This is a genomic window from Stenotrophomonas sp. 1L-E-5-B-C3, assembly GCF_057292075.1.
Genome location: NZ_JBXAWS010000012.1, coordinates 79,893 through 98,471 on the forward strand (window position 1 = coordinate 79,893; position 18,579 = coordinate 98,471).

Genomic DNA, 18,579 nt, shown 5'->3' on the forward strand with positions numbered 1-18,579 from the left:
TTGAACCACAATAAATTAGCCCAAAAGATATACATGTCATCACGGAGCGATCACATGGAAGCAACAAGTGACGAAGTGCAGGACGTATCCTCAACCGCTGCGCCGGCAGCAGGTAAAGGTGGGCGGTATCACACGTCCGAGCCAATAAAGAGGCTCGTCTGGACGAGATCGGCGGGACACTGTGAACTCTGCGGGACCGATCTGACTCGCGACTTCCGCGTCGGGGCCGACATGCAGTGGGGTGAAGTAGCCCACATCATGCCAGCCAGCCCCAAAGGTCCCCGAGCCGAATCTAGCCATGATGCCAAGGCGGCAAGTGAGCTGACCAATGACCCGGCTAACCTCATGCTGCTATGTCCCGGCTGCCATGACAAGGCTGACAGAGACGCAGAAGGCTACCCCAAGTCAGACATGACGGGGCTCCACCTTGCTTACCTCGAACGAATCCGCTTAGCCGCAACCGTCCCAGATGCGGGTAGAGCGGTCGGCCTCATTTTTCAAAGCGATCACTTCGTAACGATCAATGACATCTCCGAGCGCGACTTTGCCATGGCGATGTCCGGGGAGGGCTTGGTCGCGTTCGGGGACATCATCAAACATACGCTTAGGCCGCCAGGGGAAGAGGGCCGTAACTCGGACTACTGGCGCCAGGTTCGGGAAGACATTCGCTACAGAATCGATCGCGAACTCCGCCGCCGTGGTGGTCGTTACGGCGACATCCCCACACTCGCGGTGGTTGGCCTAGCAGACATACCCTCACTCGTCGTCCTGGGCCAGACGATCGGGGATCGATCTAACCGCGTCATCTTCTCATCCAATCGTGAGCACGGATTGAAGTGGCCGGACAGTGAGGCACTCCCCCCGGAGTACCGCTTCGTGGAGCCGCCAGCCGGAGATGAAGAGATCGCACTTGTAGTGTCCATCTCCGCAGCAATCCCCGAACGCGATGTACTGGATCGGCTGCCGCGTGCCCGTATTGCAACGTTCACGATGGATGACCCGACCTATACCGCAGTTCGCAATCGTCGCGTGATTCACGCATTCAGGGACGCCTTGCAGATGCGCTTGAGCAAGCTCGAGGCCGCAACTCCTCATCCGATACACCTCTTCATAGCGGCGCCTGCCGCGTTCTGCATTGAACTCGGGGCTCTGATGACTACTGAGCACCAGCACACCTATGTGCTCTACGACCGTGATCGGAACAACGGAGGGCGCTTTGTAGAAACATTGACCATTACACCAGGAGATCGCGCATGACCCTGCTGTCCGACTTCGAATCCAAGCGTGGAAGCTGGGAGTACTTCCTCTTGCGCGCCGCCCGCGAAATATCGTTGTCCGAGCCTCAGTACGAGAAGATCAATGCTAGGTACAAAGTGCTGGAGCGCATTCTCAACGCTGCAGACAGCCCACTGCTGCAAAGTGCCCATATCTTCGTCCAAGGCTCCATTGGCCTGCGGACTACCATCAAGCCAGTGAACGGGGCTCCGGCCGACCTGGGCACAGTTGATGCAGACGCAATCGTATGGCTGCCCAATGCCGGCGGGGCTTCGGCGCAATCAGTGCTCGATGAAATCCATAAACGAATTGAGGAAGGAACGCGGGTCGAAGCGAAAGTAGAGAAGCTCCGTCGAGGGGTCAGGATCGTCTACGCCGACGAAAGCCCGGGATTCCATATCGACATCACGCCTGCACGTGCAATCTCTGGAAACGAAGAAACGCACGGCGAAGGCATGCTCGAAGTGCCTGATCGTGAGATTCAAGCTTGGAAGGCAAGCAGCCCGATCCCGTACCTGGGTTGGCTTCAGCAAGCGTCTGAGCAGCAGATCTCGCTGGAAAGCACTGAGGTTCTGGCCACAAAAGCCATCGCAATGGACGAGGCGACGCTGGCCCCTCTGCCAGACTACGAAAAGTACATCGACAACGACCCGTTGCGCGCTACGATCAAGCTCCTCAAGCGGCATCGAGACGAGTGGGCGATTCGAAACGGCGATGCGTCCCATCGGCCTATCTCTGCGGTCATCACAACGCTCGCTACGCGAGCCTACGAAGAGGTGGCAGCCGATTCCAGCCGCCGCCCGCGGCGCCCGTTGGACGCGATCATCGAGATCGTGACCAACATGAGCAATCACATCCAATACGCCAGCGGTAAGTACCTTGTCTGCAACCCGGCGGACGCGGCAGAGAACTTCGCTGAAAAATGGAACAGGCCAGATGAGGGAATCCGCTACGTCAATGCATTCCGCAAGTGGCATGACGATGCCAAGCACTCGATCTCTCTTGGCTTACAAGAGTTCCCATCTGTCGAGTCCTTCAGTGAAGCGGTTAAAGAACGCTTTGCACTCAGTAGCAACTTCGTGGTTTCGGTGAACAACGACGTTCCTGCCAACTGGACTCTGCCAGGACGCAAGCTTGGTCTCACTCGCAACGTATCGACGATGGGATCGGTCTTCGGCGGGGGCGTCGCAGGTCATCAGGCACAAGAAGGCGCTGGATCGCCTGAACGCCTTGGTTGAGGAAGTCACGGCCCTGGAGCGCGGAATAGCCGCGCTCCAGGCCTATCTCGGTCCAGAAGGCATTGGGTTCCTGCAGCCAATGCCAATGAGACCCGGCGAGGCAGCAAGCTTTCGGCTGCCACTTCCGGTGGACTATGTGGGAGCGCAACGCTGGTTGCGGCTATCCTTCCCGGTCGGATTTCCTCGCAACTCTCTGATTCTCCGCGTGGAACCTTCGCCTTGGCTCGTCTGGCCCCACGCCATGAAGACGGGGTTGTGCCTGCATGGATTTCAGGAGAAGCCCGTCTCCGGTAGCCCGGAGGCGATCGTCACCGACACTTTGCGCCGCTTTGCAAAGATCGTTCAGCTGTCGCTGCCGACATCGAGCTCTGATGCGAGAAGCCGCGAATTCGAGCAAGAGTCCACTTCATACTGGAAGCTGCAACATCACGCATCCGCCCAGAGTGTCAACTTGGTCCAAAGACCGTCAAGCTCAGGGTCGCTCTTTGCTGTAAGTGACCCGCGCCTGGATCAGAGAATTGGCGGAGAGCCCGTCTGGTTAGCCCAAGACCCAGACGCAATCGCCAGCCATCTTGAAACGGTAGTCGGACAGCGGGTCAAGATAAGAGATGCTGCGCGCGCCGGATTTTACGTCAAGCTACAAAGCTACCCCGATATTAAAGCTCCGGCACCAAGCGAGCTGTTCAAATGGCTGCGACCTCATCTCGCAAGTGACGACTACGCGCGGTTGTTATTCTGGTTTGGTGAGACCAGTCCCATTGCCAGTCGCTGGGTTGCTCTTGAACTGCCAGGTGACGCCGGTGCACCGATCTACTGCTTGACCCTGCGGGATCGCTCACTCGCAAGAAACAAGCCAGTCAAATTAGGAGTTCGGGCGGGGCGTAGAGTGACATCAAAAGCGTCAAATCCAGACATCACTCTGAGTCACTCTGCGATCAACATTCTTGATCGCGCGGAGATCCTGTCGCGCGACCGAACCCCGAAACTTGACTCGCTCTCCAAGGCGCGCGTCATTGTAGTCGGGCAAGGTTCACTTGGAGCGCCCGTCGCGCTTCATCTGGCGAGGTCAGGTGTGGGACACCTAACGCTGATCGATCCCGATGAACTCACCGCCAGCAACCTTGGGCGGCACGTTCTCGGTGCCAGCGATCTGGGTAGGAACAAGGCAGAAGCAATGTGCGACCGCCTACGGTCAGACGTTCCGATCGTCTCTATCAAGGCAATTCCAACATACGTTGAACTGGCTCTCGTCAAGAATCACGCGGACTTCCAGAAGGCGGATCTCATCATCGTGACCAGCGCGGACTGGGAGTCAGAAGAAATGCTGTGGCGGGCTAAGAGCGTAGGAGCCCCTTGGAAGTTGATTCAGGCCTGGAGCGAGCCGCATGCTCTTGTTGGTCATGCATTAGTCGCTGCGGACGTTGAAGCAGATGCTAGGTCGCTGTTCGAGGACAACGGGAGATTCCGACACAAGTTCACCAACTGGAACGGAGGCGACAGCGTACCGCTACCTGCCTGTGGACAGAGCTTCATACCCGGCGGTGGGCTTGGAGTGAGTGCAATCGCTTCGATGGTTGCCGCCGAAGCAATCGAACAGCTGACATCCAGCTCGACCGAGCCACTTTGGATAAGCCGTATCAGCAACCCACAGAGGGCTTCAGAACTGGAGGGACAGTACGTTGGCCCCAAACTATCCAGTGGGGCGACTGAGATGACTCTGAAACGAGCATGGCCTGGGACTGCCCCCAATGCCTGAGTCTCTGTGGCAATGGGAGTGGCCTTCCGTTGATGGGGCTCTACTGGTAACTGGAAAGCTACTGAACACCCTGGCCATGCACCGGCAGCGCGCATGGCATAGCGAGCGGGGTGGACAGCTATTCGTGGATCCAAACGACGCCCGTGGTCTAGTTCTTGCCGTTGCCACGCCTCCCCACGTTGATGACCGGGCTGGTTGGACTTGGTTGGAGCTGGATCCCGAGCGATGCCGCCAGGAGATCCGAGTCCAGAACGAGGCAGGACTCCGATTGGTAGGACACTGGCACACACATCCCCAAAAAGTTCCTCGGATCTCGCCTACGGATGTGAGGAGTGTCGCGCAGTTCGCAAAAAAGAATGGGCTTATCGCTAGCCCCTTGGCAGTGATTGTGGGGCAATCAAAGGAACCAGACGGAATCCAAGCCTGGATACATCGAGACGGAGTTCTGATCCAGGCACAGAAGCGGCTGCTGAGAGGCGATTCAACTCTGGCTAGCTCTTAGCTCTTGGAGTCGAAGGAACAGTTCGGCTTGATACCGCGCATCGTCGAGGGCGTTGTGCGTCCCTGAGAGCTCTGGATGAAGTAGCTTCGCCATTTGGCTGGATTTGGTCTGGTCCCAACGGCATCCCACTACTCCCATGTAGAGCGCCTTGATGTCTAGAGCAGCAAATCCAAATGGATTGGTTCCACAGTACTTGTGGAAGTAGTAGTTAACGAAGGACCAGTCAAACGCTGCGTTAAGGCCAACGAAGACCGGCTTCTGACCTTGCGTACAGGAATCTGACAACCAATTGCCAAAGTCTTGCATGGCTGCACTTGGTTCAATGCCACTGAGTGTCAGCTCATCGATATTAAATCCTGTGACAGCAAGTGCCTCCGAATCATGCCGCGTACCTTCTGGCTTCAGCTCAATGTAGAACGTCGTTTCAGGTCGATCCACAAGAACCGCACCAATAGAGAGCAGGCTGAACTCGCCGGGTATGGGTCCGGAAGCTTCAATATCAACGGAAACAAAGAGCTCAGGAATGGTCATATGGAAACTCCACGATCTACGTTGTGAGAATCAGAAGGGAAGACTCGAAACCATGCATTGTGGGAACACCGCACCAACCGTTTAGCAACAGGCTAAGAGTAGTGCCAAATGCTCAGACTCACGCCAATTGTGTATCTATTTCCTTACAACCGCAGGAGTAGAACATGCCAAAGCAAGTCAGATCGCTATCCATCTATCGAGCCACAATTGAACGGCTACAACAGTTTCGGCTGCTTAGCCCACCGGTGACAAAGCAAGAAGCACTGCTTCTGGGGTTTGAGAAAATTCCTGCAGAGGGTGCTTCCATCGTGCCGAGTGCCCAAGGCCCCGCTACGCTGTTCAATGCCCGTGGAAGAGAGGTCATAAGAAGGGATCTTCCTATGATCAGCAAGTCTCGAATGATCAATACTTCTTGGAAGGACTGGCACGGGCACACCCATCACGGGACGCAGACAAGATCCTATGACACCTATCCCAGGGAGCACATCGCCCCTCCTGGGGAGTACCTCACGGCAGTGAAGTCTGCAGGTGGAATCGCGATGGCAACGAGGGTAGTTGATCGAACAGAGCCGGAAGAAGCAATCGTAAATTTGCTCAACCTCTACTTGGAGTGCTTCCCCCGTTTTGACATCGTTGACCCCCAGTTAGCCGTACCTCTAAGGATTCAAAAGATCAATTGGCGGATTCTTCCACCTGGGGCCTTTCCATTCGCAAGGGCCATGGAGGTCTTGGAAGGCTATCTGGAGCAGCTGTCGGATACCGATCGCGAGACAGCCACAGCCCGCATACGAACAATCACACGGCACGAGCCTGACTTCCTGGCAGTTGGGCTTGGCGGGTTCAGCGACTACATCGTCTTCGGATTCACACGCAAGCGTAGGTTTGTTTTCGAGAGTCCAGAAGTCGGGAACGCGACCTACATTTTTAGAAATGAGTGGGAAGAAGTGTCACAGCTAACCAAGCGCGAGATCCTTCAAGAGAATCTGCAGGAGGCGAGGATCATCCACACGGCACGTTGGTCTCTGGAAATATCAGAGGCGATTCAGCGACGATGATCGCAATCCAGGTCAATCTTGGGTGATGCCTCAGGCGGACAACGGCACTAGACGTACTGCTCACGATGTCTGCCCTGCGGCGTCGTGAGCGACCCCACATCAATCGTCACGTGACAGCGCGGACAAGCAAAAACTCTGCGCACTGGAATGCCTATTCATTATGAATAGAGGATCTCCTTAGCGAAAATATCCATACTTAAAGGTACGCGCTAAGTGCATGAAGCATAAGTGTAATAAACGCAATTGAATAGCATTAGCATGTGAAGCGTACCAGTAGGCTCACGCACTTGCATTCCGATTTCGGAGTGGTAGGTTCCACGCCCATGAAGACCTACGACGCCGAAATCAGGGTGGTCAGGAACAACGAGGGCAAGAGTCCTGGTTCAAACGGAGGACTCTGGGGTAGTCCTTTACCGAATCACTTCTGCTTCTTGACCAGCCGAACTGACGGGAAAGTCATAGAGCCGGCGTTCGACTTCATGTGTGCCACCTACCTGACCAGGGCGGCGAAGCCGTGCCTGAAAGGGGGGAGGAACACTGCGCCAACCATCCTGGCTGACATGGCCGACTTCCATCACTACATGGACGCCTCGGGCATCAGGGTGGCCGATATCTCGTCCGCACACTTGAGGGGCTATGCCACAGACCTCTGTCACTCGAAGTCCGCAGCTACAGGAAAGAACTTGTCCGCGAGCACAGTTAATCGTCGCTGGTCGACGCTTACCAAGTTCATCCTCTACTGCATGCGGCGTGGATATCTGAAGAACGTGATCCCTACCGGCGAGCGAGACACAAAACGCGGAAAGTTCACCTATCTCGACGTTGACGCAGGCATCTCCGGATCAGGCAGCAACCTGCTCATCACTGCGCTTGACCCCCAAACCTTAGACCACTTGTTTGAGGAATTGGGGCCTCCTGTGAAGGAAATAGTTGATCAGACGGTAGTTCTCTGCCACGCCGCAACCACTGACCGACTTATGGCTGAGGTCTGCTTGCACACGGGCCTCAGACGAGCCGAAGTCTGCAATCTAAAGCTCACCGATGTTGAGACCATGCCGCTCGATCAGCTGGACCCAGTGTCGGAGCTTCCGGTGGTGATAGTGGGCAAGGGGAACAAGGCGAGAAACGTCCCGTTTCCTGTCTGGCTGCTCGGCGCGATCAACCTATACGTCAATACAGCGCGAGTGATTGCAATGGCGAAAAGGCAAGCGTTGATGTCCGAACCTGATCATGGCTACGTGTTCGTGCACCAGGTCGGAAATGCACGCTACATCGGCAGCCGCGTGTCCGAGCAGACATTCGATCGTCACTTTGCCCAAGGCCGTGAACGGTTCCTAATGAAGCTGGCAAAACTTGAGAACAATGCCTACTACAGGATGGCTGTAGCAGAGGCAATCACAGTTCATTCGCTTCGGCACACGTTCGCAATCATCAAGTACATCAGCCGCAGGCTCAGCGGCGACACGCAACCGAGCAAGTACGTTGCCTCCATCCTCGGACATGCTTCGGTAGAGACCACCGAAAACATCTATCTGAATAGTGCTGTGACATACGAGAGCAAGATTCGCGAGCGCATCCGGATGCTCAACGAGCAAAGGCCTCACATGCAGCTCGGTCAGCCTAAAGCGCATCCTGGTACCTAAGTTCACTTGGGAAAGGCTCAGTTATGGACCGACGCAAGAAGCGGATGCGACCAGAAAAACAACCAGATGCACCGAGTGAGCAGAAGAACTGGTGGTTCAAAAGAGCACCCCGAGTGCTGGAAGTTCACTTCGACAACAGAGACGGGTCACGGACCAAGATCAACCTCTCAAGTTGGCTAGCCATTGGCCCGCTGTGTGATTCTCTCGCCACGGCATTTGCCAACACACAAGCAGACAAGCAGCAGGCTGGCAGGTACTCCGCCGCGGGAAACTTCAAGCAGGCGGCACTAAAGTACTTTCTGGCACAAGAACCGCACTTCAAAACTCCCGATGAGGTGCCAGCAAACTTCATCACTCAAATAAAGCAAGATCTTGATAAGTCTGATCCCAGAACTAACAAGATCCTGAGCCAGAGCACCAGAACTAACTACCTGAAGGCAATCGTTCTCTTGGTGCCAGAACTCATTCGCCTCGACAGCCGGTGGAGTCACATTGAGGTCCCGCGGTATGCAGTTGCTAAAACAAAGAGCAGCTCAGCGACAAAGACCCTGGACGCGGATGGCATGACCGAGACACTCCTCGTCGCAGCAAAGGACTGCGTACGACTTATGAAGGAGGTCTGGCCTAGGCTGGCAACTGTGCGAAATGCGCTATCAGACCTGAAAGCTGGCAATCACGTGCCGATCAATAGCCCTGAGGCCCAAGTGGCTCGCGTGCTCTTCGACAACAAAGGCAACTTCCCCGCACCAATGAATCTCGGTAGGAATACCGGCAGCTGGAGCAAAGAATACAGGACGTACCAAGCCTATCGGAGCCTCGCCTACCCGCTCGGAGGTGAGCTGACGCCACTCTATCTGTTGCTCCTCTCGCATACGGGGTGGAATGGCCAAGTACTGAACTGTCTGGAACTAGGCGGTATTCAGTTTGTGGAGGTGCTGGGAGCTGAAAGGATCCACTTGCAGTCAGTGAAGCGTCGTGGTGGTTCCAGGGGCCGACCAGGTACTAGAAGTACCATCCAGTGGGCCGCAAACACTAGTAACAACTCGCTGTCCGTCAACAACATCATCAGCTTCCTGCTCGAATGGACAATGCTTCTACGCGACTACGCTGCCGAGCCTCTAGGTAGGGATCTGTTCCTCCACGTGGTGTCCGAAGGTGGCCGCAACGAAGTACCAGGACTTCGCATTGACTCCTACGCGGGACGGCTCGACAACGTACCAACTCGGGTTACCAACTACATCATGGTGTACTGCAAGAGCAAAGGAATTCCGTACTGCGGCGCATCAGCACTCAGAATGGGAATGGCAGAGCTGATTGACAAAGCTACAAACGGAGATGCGGTACAGCTTAAGAACCTCCTGGGCCACCGACTCATAGACACCGGGCAGGACCACTACCGAACAGTGGCCATGCTGCAGCGGAGTAAGGAAAATATGGCAGGTGCAATAGCCGCGCATCAGCGATGGATTACCTCTCAAGGGAAGGTTGACACGCGCTCAAAGCCCAGTGCCAGAGACTCCACTGCAGCCACGCCAGGATTCACCTGCCTTGATGCGTTTCACAGCCCTATTGGTGGCCAAGTCGAAGGGCGACTGTGCACCGCCTATGGCATGTGCCCATCCTGTCCTCTGGCAGGCTCAGATACCGATGAACCTTACGCATTCGCTAGAGCGCTTCAGCTTAAAGAAGAGTACGAATGCGCCCGCGGACGGTTGGGGATCGGGATTTGGAGGTGCAAGTTCCAACGCCCATACAATGCCCTTATCACCCGCTGGATCCCCAACCTCGACTCAACCGAGAACCGAGAACAGGCTGTCCTCGTGACGCTGAGTGCGCTGCCCGCTCTCGAGTAGCGACAGCGATGAGCTAGCCCAAAGTGGAGTCTGACCATGGCAACGATTCGGAGATCAACAAAGCCTGATGATGAGGTCGCCTCAGGCAACTGGACGTTCGCGAGAGACATAGAAGGCCAGCAGAACGAGAAGGTCATCCTGGACTGGAGCTTCGAGGTGCCTGGAGGTGGTCGCTTCACCGATCAAGCGCACGCAACACTTCATAAGCAGATGACCTTCTACCTGCGGTCAGCTCTCGACAATGGTGTGCTTTCCGTTGGATCACTTCCCGCGACCATGATGAGCATCAGAGAGATTGCCGTTTACATGATCCGGCGAAAGATAGACTCATTTGTAAGCCTCACCTCTTTCCACAGCTGGGACTTCATTGATCACTTGGAGAACCAGTACTTGGAAGGTAGCTTCGATGAAGGGAGACCCAGGGACTGGAGCTACGCCACGGCCTACAAGCTGCTGCGACCGCTCGCGCAAATCTATGAGCTTAAGACGAAGTACAAAGAAGCCGGAATCGACTGTCTGCCAGAGGCGCCCTTCGATGGGAAGTCCGCCAATCGAGTAGTCGAGATTGACCTGGGTCTGAAGAAGGGGGGCGGGCTGGCACCAATACCAGATGACGTTGCCGTTCCGTTGCTAAGCAGAGCTTGGGAATGGATTCGCTATGGCCTTGATGATGTGATCAAGATCCAGAACCACTTCCTCCAGAGAAGGTCCCAGATGCCTGAAAGAGGACCAGCGAGGGTGAAAGCCTTCGAGCATCTCAGCGAGGAACTTCGCGACTACAAAATGGCCATCGTGCCCGATACCGGCCTGCCATGGCACGCACCGCTTCATCCACGGACAAGAGTCGATGAGGAAGGAACAGTAGTTGAAGTTAGCACAGTGCAGAGCGTGCGCCGGCTCGTCATGAACACCGTTGCCGCGGCCACAATCTGCATCCAGGGGTGCGTTGGCCTCAGATCGCATGAGCTGATTGGCCTAAAGATCAGTCATGTGAACGACCCGCTTGATGGCCTCGTTACGATCCATCAGTCCTCTGACGGACTGATGGACATCTTCATGATCAATGGAGTGTCGGCAAAGGGGAAGAAGACTGATCACGCATGGACCGCAGGTTTGAGGCCCTCCGGTACGGACTATGAACCCATACCAATAGCGGCGCTTGAGGCGTTGTGTCGTGTGCTTGAACCGTGGAGACTGCTCAAGGGGGAAGGAACCAAAGACCTTCTGCTCAGCTTCTCCGAAGCCAAGTCATTGCCTTCCCATGCGAAGCATCTGGGTCGGTTCACGGCAATGCGCATCGCTGCATTGCAGAGAGAGTTTGCAGCTGAGCTACTAGTGTCAAAGTACGGGCTGAGCGCACAGGACGCATGGCATAGAACTAGGAGCATTCGGCCTCTTCGCTGGAGGAAGACGTTTGCCCACTACATCTACAGGACAAAGCCTGAGCTGCTCGGTGCGCTTCGCGATCACTACCGCCATATGAGCGAGCGAATCACCGAGACGGGCTACATCGGAAGCGATGCAGCGCTGCTTGAAGACCTGCAGGGAGAACGGACGCTGGAAGCGGGGCAGTTCTTCCTCGAGGTCATGACAGGTCACGCTGTGGCGGCCGGCCCTGCGAAGAAGCTAATCGCCAAGCACGCAAGTGAGCTAGCGAGCTCGATCAACAGCATGGATGGTGACACCGCCATAGACAAGGCACTAGCGCTCGTCAGAATTTCGGGCTTTGAGATGTGGACGGGAACCTACGCTAGCTGCCTGATCAACATCCTTCCTGCCGAGTCTGCCTGTAATCCGCATGCGGACTTGCTGACAGGCTGGCGTCAACCAGACTTTGGGGTTCGATCCCCTACGTTGTGTGCCTCATGCCGCTGTTGTTTGATTCTTCCTGAACACCGAGAGTTCTGGCAACGTCGCATGAAGGAAAACCAGGCGATTGTTGCCGAGGAGAAGCGACTGGGTGGGGTTAGATCCGGGCGCTCCATTGCGGAGCGTCGGGTTGCGCAGAGCCAATCTATACTCAGGCATCTAAGGGAGGCTACCGCTTCCGAGTCCGACGATTGACGCGGAAAGGCGTAACCGTATCGTCCTCTTCCGATCGAGCCTTCAGCCTGCTAAGCCGAAGTTGGAGTGACGCATTGTGCACCTGCGTCAGATGAAGCAGTCGTCTCAGCCGACGACTCTCCGCCTTTTCCTCAAGAAGCTGTGCGCTGAGGCCGCGATTGGCTTCGGCCTTCGATGCCTCCCTAATTGCCTTCCATTGGCCTGAGTAGCGAGAGTTGGAAGAGCCAAAATTGGACCTGCTAACCCCGGATTCCCTCTCAACTCCCTTGACGGAGACAAGGCGTTGCCCAGCCAATAGCTTTGCAACATTCGCTGGATGCTCAGGCGTCTTCTGCACCAGCCGCGCTAGACCGGCCGTGATTCGTGCTTCGGTGGAAAGACCATTCTTCATGTGAACTCCCTAAGGCCGTTGACTATGCCGGAGCCCATGCCTTAGTACGATTGTAGGTACGGGAGTAGGAAAACGGAGCCTAGGCTCCTTCCGTAGTGAATTTGCGCTCATGCTGGGGAGAAAACAACACTGGGCTGTTCAGCTATTCGGAAATTTGCCTCGTGCACCGAATTCCAATCTCAATCAGCATCTTCAAGGGAAACAAGAACGCCTAGCTGGTCACTATGCCCTTCCTGTACCGAGCATCGCTTTGTACTGAAAGCTGGGGTGAAGAGAGCCAGATCCGCAGACGTCTTCCCCGCTCAGACCAGTTGGTTTCAACTGCGAGGGAGATAGCCTACCAGTAGGCTCACGGCTTGGGCGTGCCACTAGGCTCACGCAATGGACAGGCTTGCTTGTAAACGGCAATGTAGGCATACGTAATCACTATAGAGAATCCCATGAGGCCGACCATCTTGGCGTTGGACCTGGAAGGAACGCTGATCTCCAATGCCATAAGCCAGATTCCCAGGCCTGGTCTCTTTCTGTTTCTGGAGAACGTACGTGCTCAGTTCGAAGAGCTCGTCATGTTTACGACCGTACCGGAGCCCCTTACGCACAGTATTGCTGGGCTGTTGGTTCGTGAAGGCAGCGTGCCAGAGTGGTTCTCTCAACTCCCGTACGTTCAATGGTCGGGCAAGACTAAGGACTTGTCGTACGTCTGTCCTCGCCTTGGATCTGCACTTCTCTTGGACGACTATGGCCCTTACGTGCATCCGGGACAGGAGCAGTTCTGGGTTGAAATTCCGCTGTTTGGATCGCCGTACTCGGACGATGACAAAGGGCTGAATGTCGCCACTGAGCAGCTGAAGGAGAGGCTCTCAACTCTCGGGAACTTGGTGGCTAGCAAAGCGAGACCAGAGCATCTGTAAGTATGCGAGTAATAGTGATGTCGGATCTACACCTGGAGGTCTGGCGCGATGCGCCGGCCGATGCTCAACATCTTGCCAGCACTCTACTGAAGAACCTCAGCTCTAGTTCTCCAGATGCTGTGGTTTTGGCAGGCGACATGGACTTGGGCGATCGCGCGGTGGCATGGGCACAGACCGCGTCTGCTGACATTCCCGCGGTCTATGTCCCCGGAAACAATGAAGCGTCCGGGTAATGTCACCATCTGAGCGATCGATACACGAACGCTAAAGGGCCAGTTGTCGTCAACAGCTTCTGCATCCAACTTGGACGCATTGGTCGAGAAGTCGGATCTATGGATCCATGGTCACGTCCACGACTCGGCGGACTACGGCATTGGCAGCACTAGGGTTGTTTCCTACCCGATGGGCTATCCGGTTCAGTTGCCGGATGGGACCTGGATAACGGAGAACACTAGGTTCGACTCCGCGATGCTCATCGAAGTCTAGCTGTAGGGTATTGATGACACAGCAAGCGTCGACAGGGGACCCAGAAGGCAACTGCACCCGACCACATAGGCATACTCATCCCATCCACTTACTGTGCCCTGGCAAGTCGGGCGACCGCGCCATGCGCAGCTGCACCAGACCGCAGCAGGGGCTATGAACTGGAACATCATCAAGCCCGTGGCACCCTGGGGAGAAAGACAGGCACACGAAGGTAGCCAAGTCTCCTGCATACTGGCGACGCAACACTTCTCTGTTTGATCGAATGAGTCATTGCAAGGAGCTGCTTGTGAGTCATCTGAACTTCTTGAAGAGTGAAATAGATGCGCTAAAGGTCATCGATGCCATGGGCTTGGACGACGCCATTTCGCGCTGTGTCGAGAACCGGAGCCGTCTTGAACTGATCCCGTTTCGCCTTGATCTCTGCGGTGACTATGTTGCTAGACGAGCGCGCGAATTCGACTCTGCACTGCAGGCCTTCGCAGCAGCCAAAGCGCCGAAGAAGACAGAGGCTACGCACTATGCAGCTCTTAAGGCTGGCTCCTCTCTAAGCTCGGCGTTCAGACAGACACAAGTGGCGCTAGAGCAGGAGATTCACGATGCGGAGGTCTTCCGTGTATATGACCACATGATGCCCCCAGACCGTTTGGCAGCAACCATGTCCATACGTATCAGCTATCAGTGGAGAGCTTCAGCTGGCGATGCCTGGACTTCCGGAGAAATCGTCTTCACTCACACCGTAGTCCCCCGGGACAATTACCTCGCTCCAGTCGCAAAGCGTAAGCCCAGTGCCGCGGCGCGGGAGAGAAAACTACAAGATGACCTCTATTCGGAATGGGAACATCTTAAGCTGTTGGCGCTATCGAGTCTTAGGAAGCACTTCCGAGACGGCGGGAGCGCTGCCACTGTGCCCAAGGTCTTCCCGGTGGTCTTGGACAGCTACAGCAGTCAGCTCAACAACTACAGTACTGATTTCTGGCGAAAGCATTGAGATCGGCAAGCGCAGATGAAGAACCTGTGTTCTCGCTGATACTTCCGTCAGGCCGATGCATGTACCGGCGCGCAGCCGTGGTGAACATGGACACTCTTGATCCCAAGCTACAGATTCAGTCAGATGCCGCAGCCCAACGCGAAGCACTCGCCGCAGAATGGCTCAGCGGCGCGCAGGTGAGCGCCAGGCTCGGTCTGATATCCCCTCATGGCGACAACGATGCAACTCAGCTACGTCGCCAAGGAAAACTGCTGGCCGTTTACATGGCGCAGCCGGTACCCTGCTACCGCTATCCGACCTGGCAGTTCAGAGCTGAAGGCCTGCCCATAGACGGATTGGCTGACATCTTGAGAGTGCTGCGTAACTTGGGGTCCTTCGAGCGCGAGCCAGACGGGCTGGCTCGCACAACTGGATGGGGTGAGGTCGAGTGGTTCCTGTCCCCGCATGCCTTGCTCGACGAAAGAAGTCCGGCCGAAGAGCTGGCGATAAGTCCGGAAAGAGTCTTGCAGGCAGCTCGTACAGAGCTGGAGTGCGAAGGCTGACCACGCTGCCCGTCAGCCGCCAATGGGCCGTATCACTACTGCTGCCAATCGGACGCGAGTTGCAGAGTCTTCTGTCCACCCGCGGACACCGGTTCGTCCAGATCGCCGATTGGCGTGCATCTTGACCTCAAAGGTCTCTTAGCCGTAGTTCTCTGACAACATCAAGCGGTCGGGTGAGCGCATTGCGCCAAAACGATATCGACGGTTCTGTGTGAGCACGTGGCCGCTCTCCAAGTTGCGGACGCAGCGGTTGCTCTTGGCTGGAGTGCTGATCAGCGCCGCACCACACAACAACACAGTGCCGATCTTCGGCAGCAGGCAATCCCTCAAACGAGCTCAGGACGGTTTCCCGCCCATCAGTGGTTGCGCAATCAACTGACGTAACGGACAAGATGGCAAGTGGAGCAGCTAGTGGCGCTTTCAGAGCAAACATCTGCCAGTTGGGTTCCCAGTAGGATTTTGACTTTAGGTTGATGTCCCCTTCTGGCCGACAGCGGACTTCGCTGAGAGAAGCTAATTGGCCTGAAAAGCTGAATACGCTTCAGCTCATCTCTGCCCGGCTAGAGGTGGTGCTAGGATTCGGCCATGGACATCGGTCGGACAACCTTAACCGTCGGCGTGGCCATAGTCGCAGTTTCCTGCGGCGGGTCCCAGGGGCGCTGGACTGCTTTTGTCTATCCGCCGGACGCATCTACTCAGGAAGTCCGACACGCCGTTTATGGCGACTACGACACCTTCGAACGTTGCCAGGCAGCTGCAGTAGCTGCCCTCAGAGACAAGCCTCCAGTGCCCGGGTCGGAGGATGTAGGCTCTTACGAATGTGGGCGCGCGTGTCGATATGACGTCGACATGGACATGTACGTCTGCGATCAAACTCGCAAGTAGGTGGCTCCGTGCTCGCCGCCCGCCTGGTGCCTTGGTCAGCCTGTCCAGCGAGTGTGAAGTTGATCGATGACAAACCGGTGGCGGTGAGTGCCATCCGCGTCGCGGTGTGCCAAGAGGTGCGGGTCGTCCTCAGCAAGATGTTCGTGCTGATGCGCTATCTCCTCAGGATCGTGCGCCGGCCATCTGCGCCACGCGGCGACCAGACCGAGTGCAGCCAGAATCCCCAAGGCGGCCAAGGCAACATGCAGGCCGTAGCGGGCACCAACCCAGCCGGCCAGCGGATAGGCGATCAACCAGCAAACGTGTGATAGGGAAAATTGGGCGGCGAAGAGGAATGGCAGATCGGCGGACTCAGCCGAACGTCGCAGCAGCCGTCCGCCGGGCGTAACCAGACCGGCATACGCCATGCCCAACAGCGACCAGGTCGGAATGACCGCCGCCCATCCAACTTTTCCTTTCAGGGCAAACCAGACGCCGAGGAAGGTGATCAGGACAGCTGACATGAACAGCCCTGCAGTCAGCATCACTGTCCTGTCCGAAATGCGGTCCAGAACTCTCGGAAGAAGAAGCGCTACCAGCATGGAGCCGCCGCCGAAGGCCGCCAGCGCCCACGCAACTTGTTCCTCAGCCCCGCCCAGAACGGTACGGACCATGACCACCGTATTGACGAACACCATCGCGCCGCCAGCTGCGGCACAAAGGTTCAATGCAAGCAGGCCCTGCAATCGCGGGGTGCGAAGGTAGATTCGCATTCCATGGATGGCTCGGGCATAGGGACCGTCCTTGGAAGAGACGGAAGCGAGGGCGGGGAATGTGGTGGACGCGACGAGCACCGCCGAGAGGATGAAACCTACCGAGGTACCAGCGAACAGCCCGTGGAAGCTGATGACCGTCAGCAGTGCAGCAGCAAGCGCCGGGCTCAGCAGGCTCTCAAGGTCATATGCCAATCGGGAAAGTGAGAGCGCGCGGGTGTAATCGCGCTCTTCTTTAAGAATTTCGGGGATCGTGGATTGAAACAGCGGCGTGAAGCATGCCGACGCCGACTGCAGCACAGCGATAAGGACATACACCTGCCAGATCTCGGTGACGAAGGGCAGACAAACCGCCACAGCGGCGCGAACCAGGTCGAGTGCGATCAGCACCCGCTTGCGCAGCCGTGCCGGGACCAACGCTCCTGAAACGGGCGCCAAGGCTACGTACACGACCATCTTGATGGCCAGTGCGGTGCCCAGCACCGCGCCCGCCTCGGCGCCCGCCAGGTCATAGGCCAGGAGGGCAAGGGCGACAGTTGCCAAGCCGGTTCCGACGAGTGCGACTATCTGCGCACCAAACAGGCGGCGAAACGTTGGGTGACTCAGTACTTCGAGCATGGGATTGTCCTGATATCAACGTTCTGACGGCACCAACCCGGGTGCCCCCTCTGCCCGGTTTCAGGACAGAGGCGGCGGGCAGGCGGAGTGTACGCCCACCATTGTTCGGGTCGGGGTGACGACCCCGCCGGCATGGCGGGGTCGTTCGCTAAACGCGAATGGATTTACTTCTTTTTCGGTGTTGCCTGCGCTTCGCAACGTTCCTTCAGCGCCTTGGTCTGGGCATCATTGAGGTCCACCTTGAACTTCGAACGGTCGGCCAACTGTTCGCAGGTCGCCGGCTTGGCCTTGGGAGCAGCCGGGGTTGCCGGATCGGCATGAAGCGCCGGATCATGGGCGGACGCTGTGGTGAAAAGGGACATGCTGAGAAGCAGGCCGGCAACTACTGCGCTATGAGTCTTCATGGTGATTCTCCTAGGTTAGGATCGGCGAAGTGCCGGGGTGTTACGGCTGATAGATGTCGGCTTGGTAGCCAATAAGTTCGATGCTCACGGTCACTGGCTTGTCGCCTCGGTTCTGCCAGTACCACCCATGAGTTCCCTCAAATGGCGCGACGAAGGTGCCGCGCGCCTCCCGCTGCGCACCTTCGACGGCGTAGCTGGTCCATGCGCCCTTCACGTCGGGTCGCTCGCCGTGCATATCGACTGCCACGTCCCCGGTTGCCTTCCAGCGGAACAGCATTCCGGTGCCTGCAACCATGTGGGACTTGACCTCTTTTCCCTTGCCCGGCTCCAGCGTGATCGTCATCGCGTCCTGGCGAAGCTCACCGTTGGTGAGCGATACCGCGCCTGGATCAAGCGATTGCCCTTTGTTCGCCCCGAATGCGGCCGCGGCCTTCTCCGCCAAGGCGGCCTCTGCCCCCGATGCTGTTGAGGACGTCGGCGTGGACGGGTCGATGACGGTGCTTCCGCCGTCCGCCAGGGCGGTCAAGCCCAGCGCCCGGCCGATCCCGATGGGATCAAGGCCGTACTCCGCCGGCAGAACGGCCGTGACGAGAAGCGCGCCGGCAATGGCAGCGGCAAGAAGGGTCGACTTCAGCAGGCGGCCAGTGGTGGGAAGTGGTTGATTGGTGGTGATCGACATAATGGG

At 56.8% G+C, this 18,579-nt stretch carries 16 protein-coding genes; 12 read left to right on the forward strand and 4 right to left on the reverse strand.

Features of this window, described 5'->3' with window-relative positions; genetic code table 11:
• The first annotated feature begins 54 nt into the window (after nt 1–54).
• The 4 genes from AC0Z6F_RS15425 to AC0Z6F_RS15440 all read left to right on the forward strand — a co-directional run bounded on the left by AC0Z6F_RS15425 (nt 55) and on the right by AC0Z6F_RS15440 (nt 4,771).
• Nucleotides 55–1,257, forward strand: a complete 1,203-nt coding sequence (locus AC0Z6F_RS15425; RefSeq protein ID WP_005411747.1) for an HNH endonuclease — start codon at nt 55–57, stop codon at nt 1,255–1,257.
• Nucleotides 1,254–2,513: a nucleotidyltransferase domain-containing protein gene (locus AC0Z6F_RS15430; RefSeq protein ID WP_005411748.1), complete on the forward strand. Its 1,260-nt coding sequence runs from the start codon at nt 1,254–1,256 to the stop codon at nt 2,511–2,513. Before AC0Z6F_RS15425 ends, AC0Z6F_RS15430 begins: the two co-directional genes overlap by 4 nt.
• Nucleotides 2,514–2,754: 241 nt before the next feature.
• Entirely contained in the window at nt 2,755–4,269 is a 1,515-nt protein-coding gene (locus tag AC0Z6F_RS15435; RefSeq protein WP_232282084.1) for a ThiF family adenylyltransferase, read from the forward strand.
• Entirely contained in the window at nt 4,262–4,771 is a 510-nt protein-coding gene (locus AC0Z6F_RS15440) for a Mov34/MPN/PAD-1 family protein (protein ID WP_080052395.1), read from the forward strand. Before AC0Z6F_RS15435 ends, AC0Z6F_RS15440 begins: the two co-directional genes overlap by 8 nt.
• Here the strand turns inward: AC0Z6F_RS15440 and AC0Z6F_RS15445 are convergent.
• Nucleotides 4,751–5,302 (reverse strand): 3'-5' exonuclease, encoded by a 552-nt coding sequence (locus AC0Z6F_RS15445; RefSeq protein ID WP_005411750.1) that lies wholly within the window; start codon nt 5,300–5,302, stop codon nt 4,751–4,753. The genes AC0Z6F_RS15440 and AC0Z6F_RS15445 overlap by 21 nt on opposite strands.
• A 164-nt stretch (nt 5,303–5,466) precedes the next feature.
• Between AC0Z6F_RS15445 and AC0Z6F_RS15450 the strand changes: the two genes are divergently transcribed.
• From AC0Z6F_RS15450 to AC0Z6F_RS15485, 8 genes are all read left to right on the forward strand, one after another.
• Nucleotides 5,467–6,357 carry a hypothetical protein gene (locus AC0Z6F_RS15450; protein ID WP_005411751.1) on the forward strand — a complete coding sequence of 297 codons (891 nt, stop codon included), beginning with the start codon at nt 5,467–5,469 and terminating at the stop codon, nt 6,355–6,357.
• Nucleotides 6,358–6,680: 323 nt separating this feature from the next.
• Nucleotides 6,681–8,000 (forward strand): tyrosine-type recombinase/integrase, encoded by a 1,320-nt coding sequence (locus tag AC0Z6F_RS15455; protein WP_005411752.1) that lies wholly within the window; start codon nt 6,681–6,683, stop codon nt 7,998–8,000.
• Between the two features lie 23 nt (nt 8,001–8,023).
• Entirely contained in the window at nt 8,024–9,853 is a 1,830-nt protein-coding gene (locus AC0Z6F_RS15460; RefSeq protein ID WP_005411753.1) for a hypothetical protein, read from the forward strand.
• Nucleotides 9,854–9,889: 36 nt separating this feature from the next.
• Entirely contained in the window at nt 9,890–11,917 is a 2,028-nt protein-coding gene (locus AC0Z6F_RS15465; protein ID WP_005411754.1) for a hypothetical protein, read from the forward strand.
• A gap of 831 nt (nt 11,918–12,748) precedes the next feature.
• A complete protein-coding gene (locus AC0Z6F_RS15470) occupies nt 12,749–13,219 on the forward strand; it encodes an NIF family HAD-type phosphatase (RefSeq protein WP_005411755.1) in 471 nt (156 codons plus the stop codon).
• A 2-nt stretch (nt 13,220–13,221) separates the two neighbouring features.
• Entirely contained in the window at nt 13,222–13,452 is a 231-nt protein-coding gene (locus AC0Z6F_RS15475) for a metallophosphoesterase (protein ID WP_080052396.1), read from the forward strand.
• A gap of 539 nt (nt 13,453–13,991) precedes the next feature.
• Nucleotides 13,992–14,693, forward strand: coding sequence for a hypothetical protein (locus AC0Z6F_RS15480; protein ID WP_005411756.1), 702 nt, complete (start codon nt 13,992–13,994; stop codon nt 14,691–14,693).
• Nucleotides 14,694–14,779: 86 nt separating this feature from the next.
• Nucleotides 14,780–15,235, forward strand: coding sequence for a hypothetical protein (locus AC0Z6F_RS15485; RefSeq protein ID WP_032966131.1), 456 nt, complete (start codon nt 14,780–14,782; stop codon nt 15,233–15,235).
• 920 nt (nt 15,236–16,155) lie between these two features.
• On the opposite strand, the gene AC0Z6F_RS15490 is transcribed toward AC0Z6F_RS15485, so the two are convergent.
• From AC0Z6F_RS15490 to AC0Z6F_RS15500, 3 genes are all read right to left on the reverse strand, one after another.
• Nucleotides 16,156–17,490 (reverse strand): MFS transporter, encoded by a 1,335-nt coding sequence (locus AC0Z6F_RS15490; protein ID WP_005411758.1) that lies wholly within the window; start codon nt 17,488–17,490, stop codon nt 16,156–16,158.
• 164 nt (nt 17,491–17,654) lie between these two features.
• The gene (locus tag AC0Z6F_RS15495) at nt 17,655–17,894 is read right to left on the reverse strand and encodes a hypothetical protein (RefSeq protein WP_005411759.1); all 240 of its coding nucleotides are present in this window, start codon (nt 17,892–17,894) and stop codon (nt 17,655–17,657) included.
• A 40-nt stretch (nt 17,895–17,934) separates the two neighbouring features.
• On the reverse strand, nt 17,935–18,573 hold the full coding sequence (locus AC0Z6F_RS15500) for a hypothetical protein (RefSeq protein WP_005411760.1): 639 nt from the start codon (nt 18,571–18,573) through the stop codon (nt 17,935–17,937).
• Nucleotides 18,574–18,579: the final 6 nt, after the last annotated feature.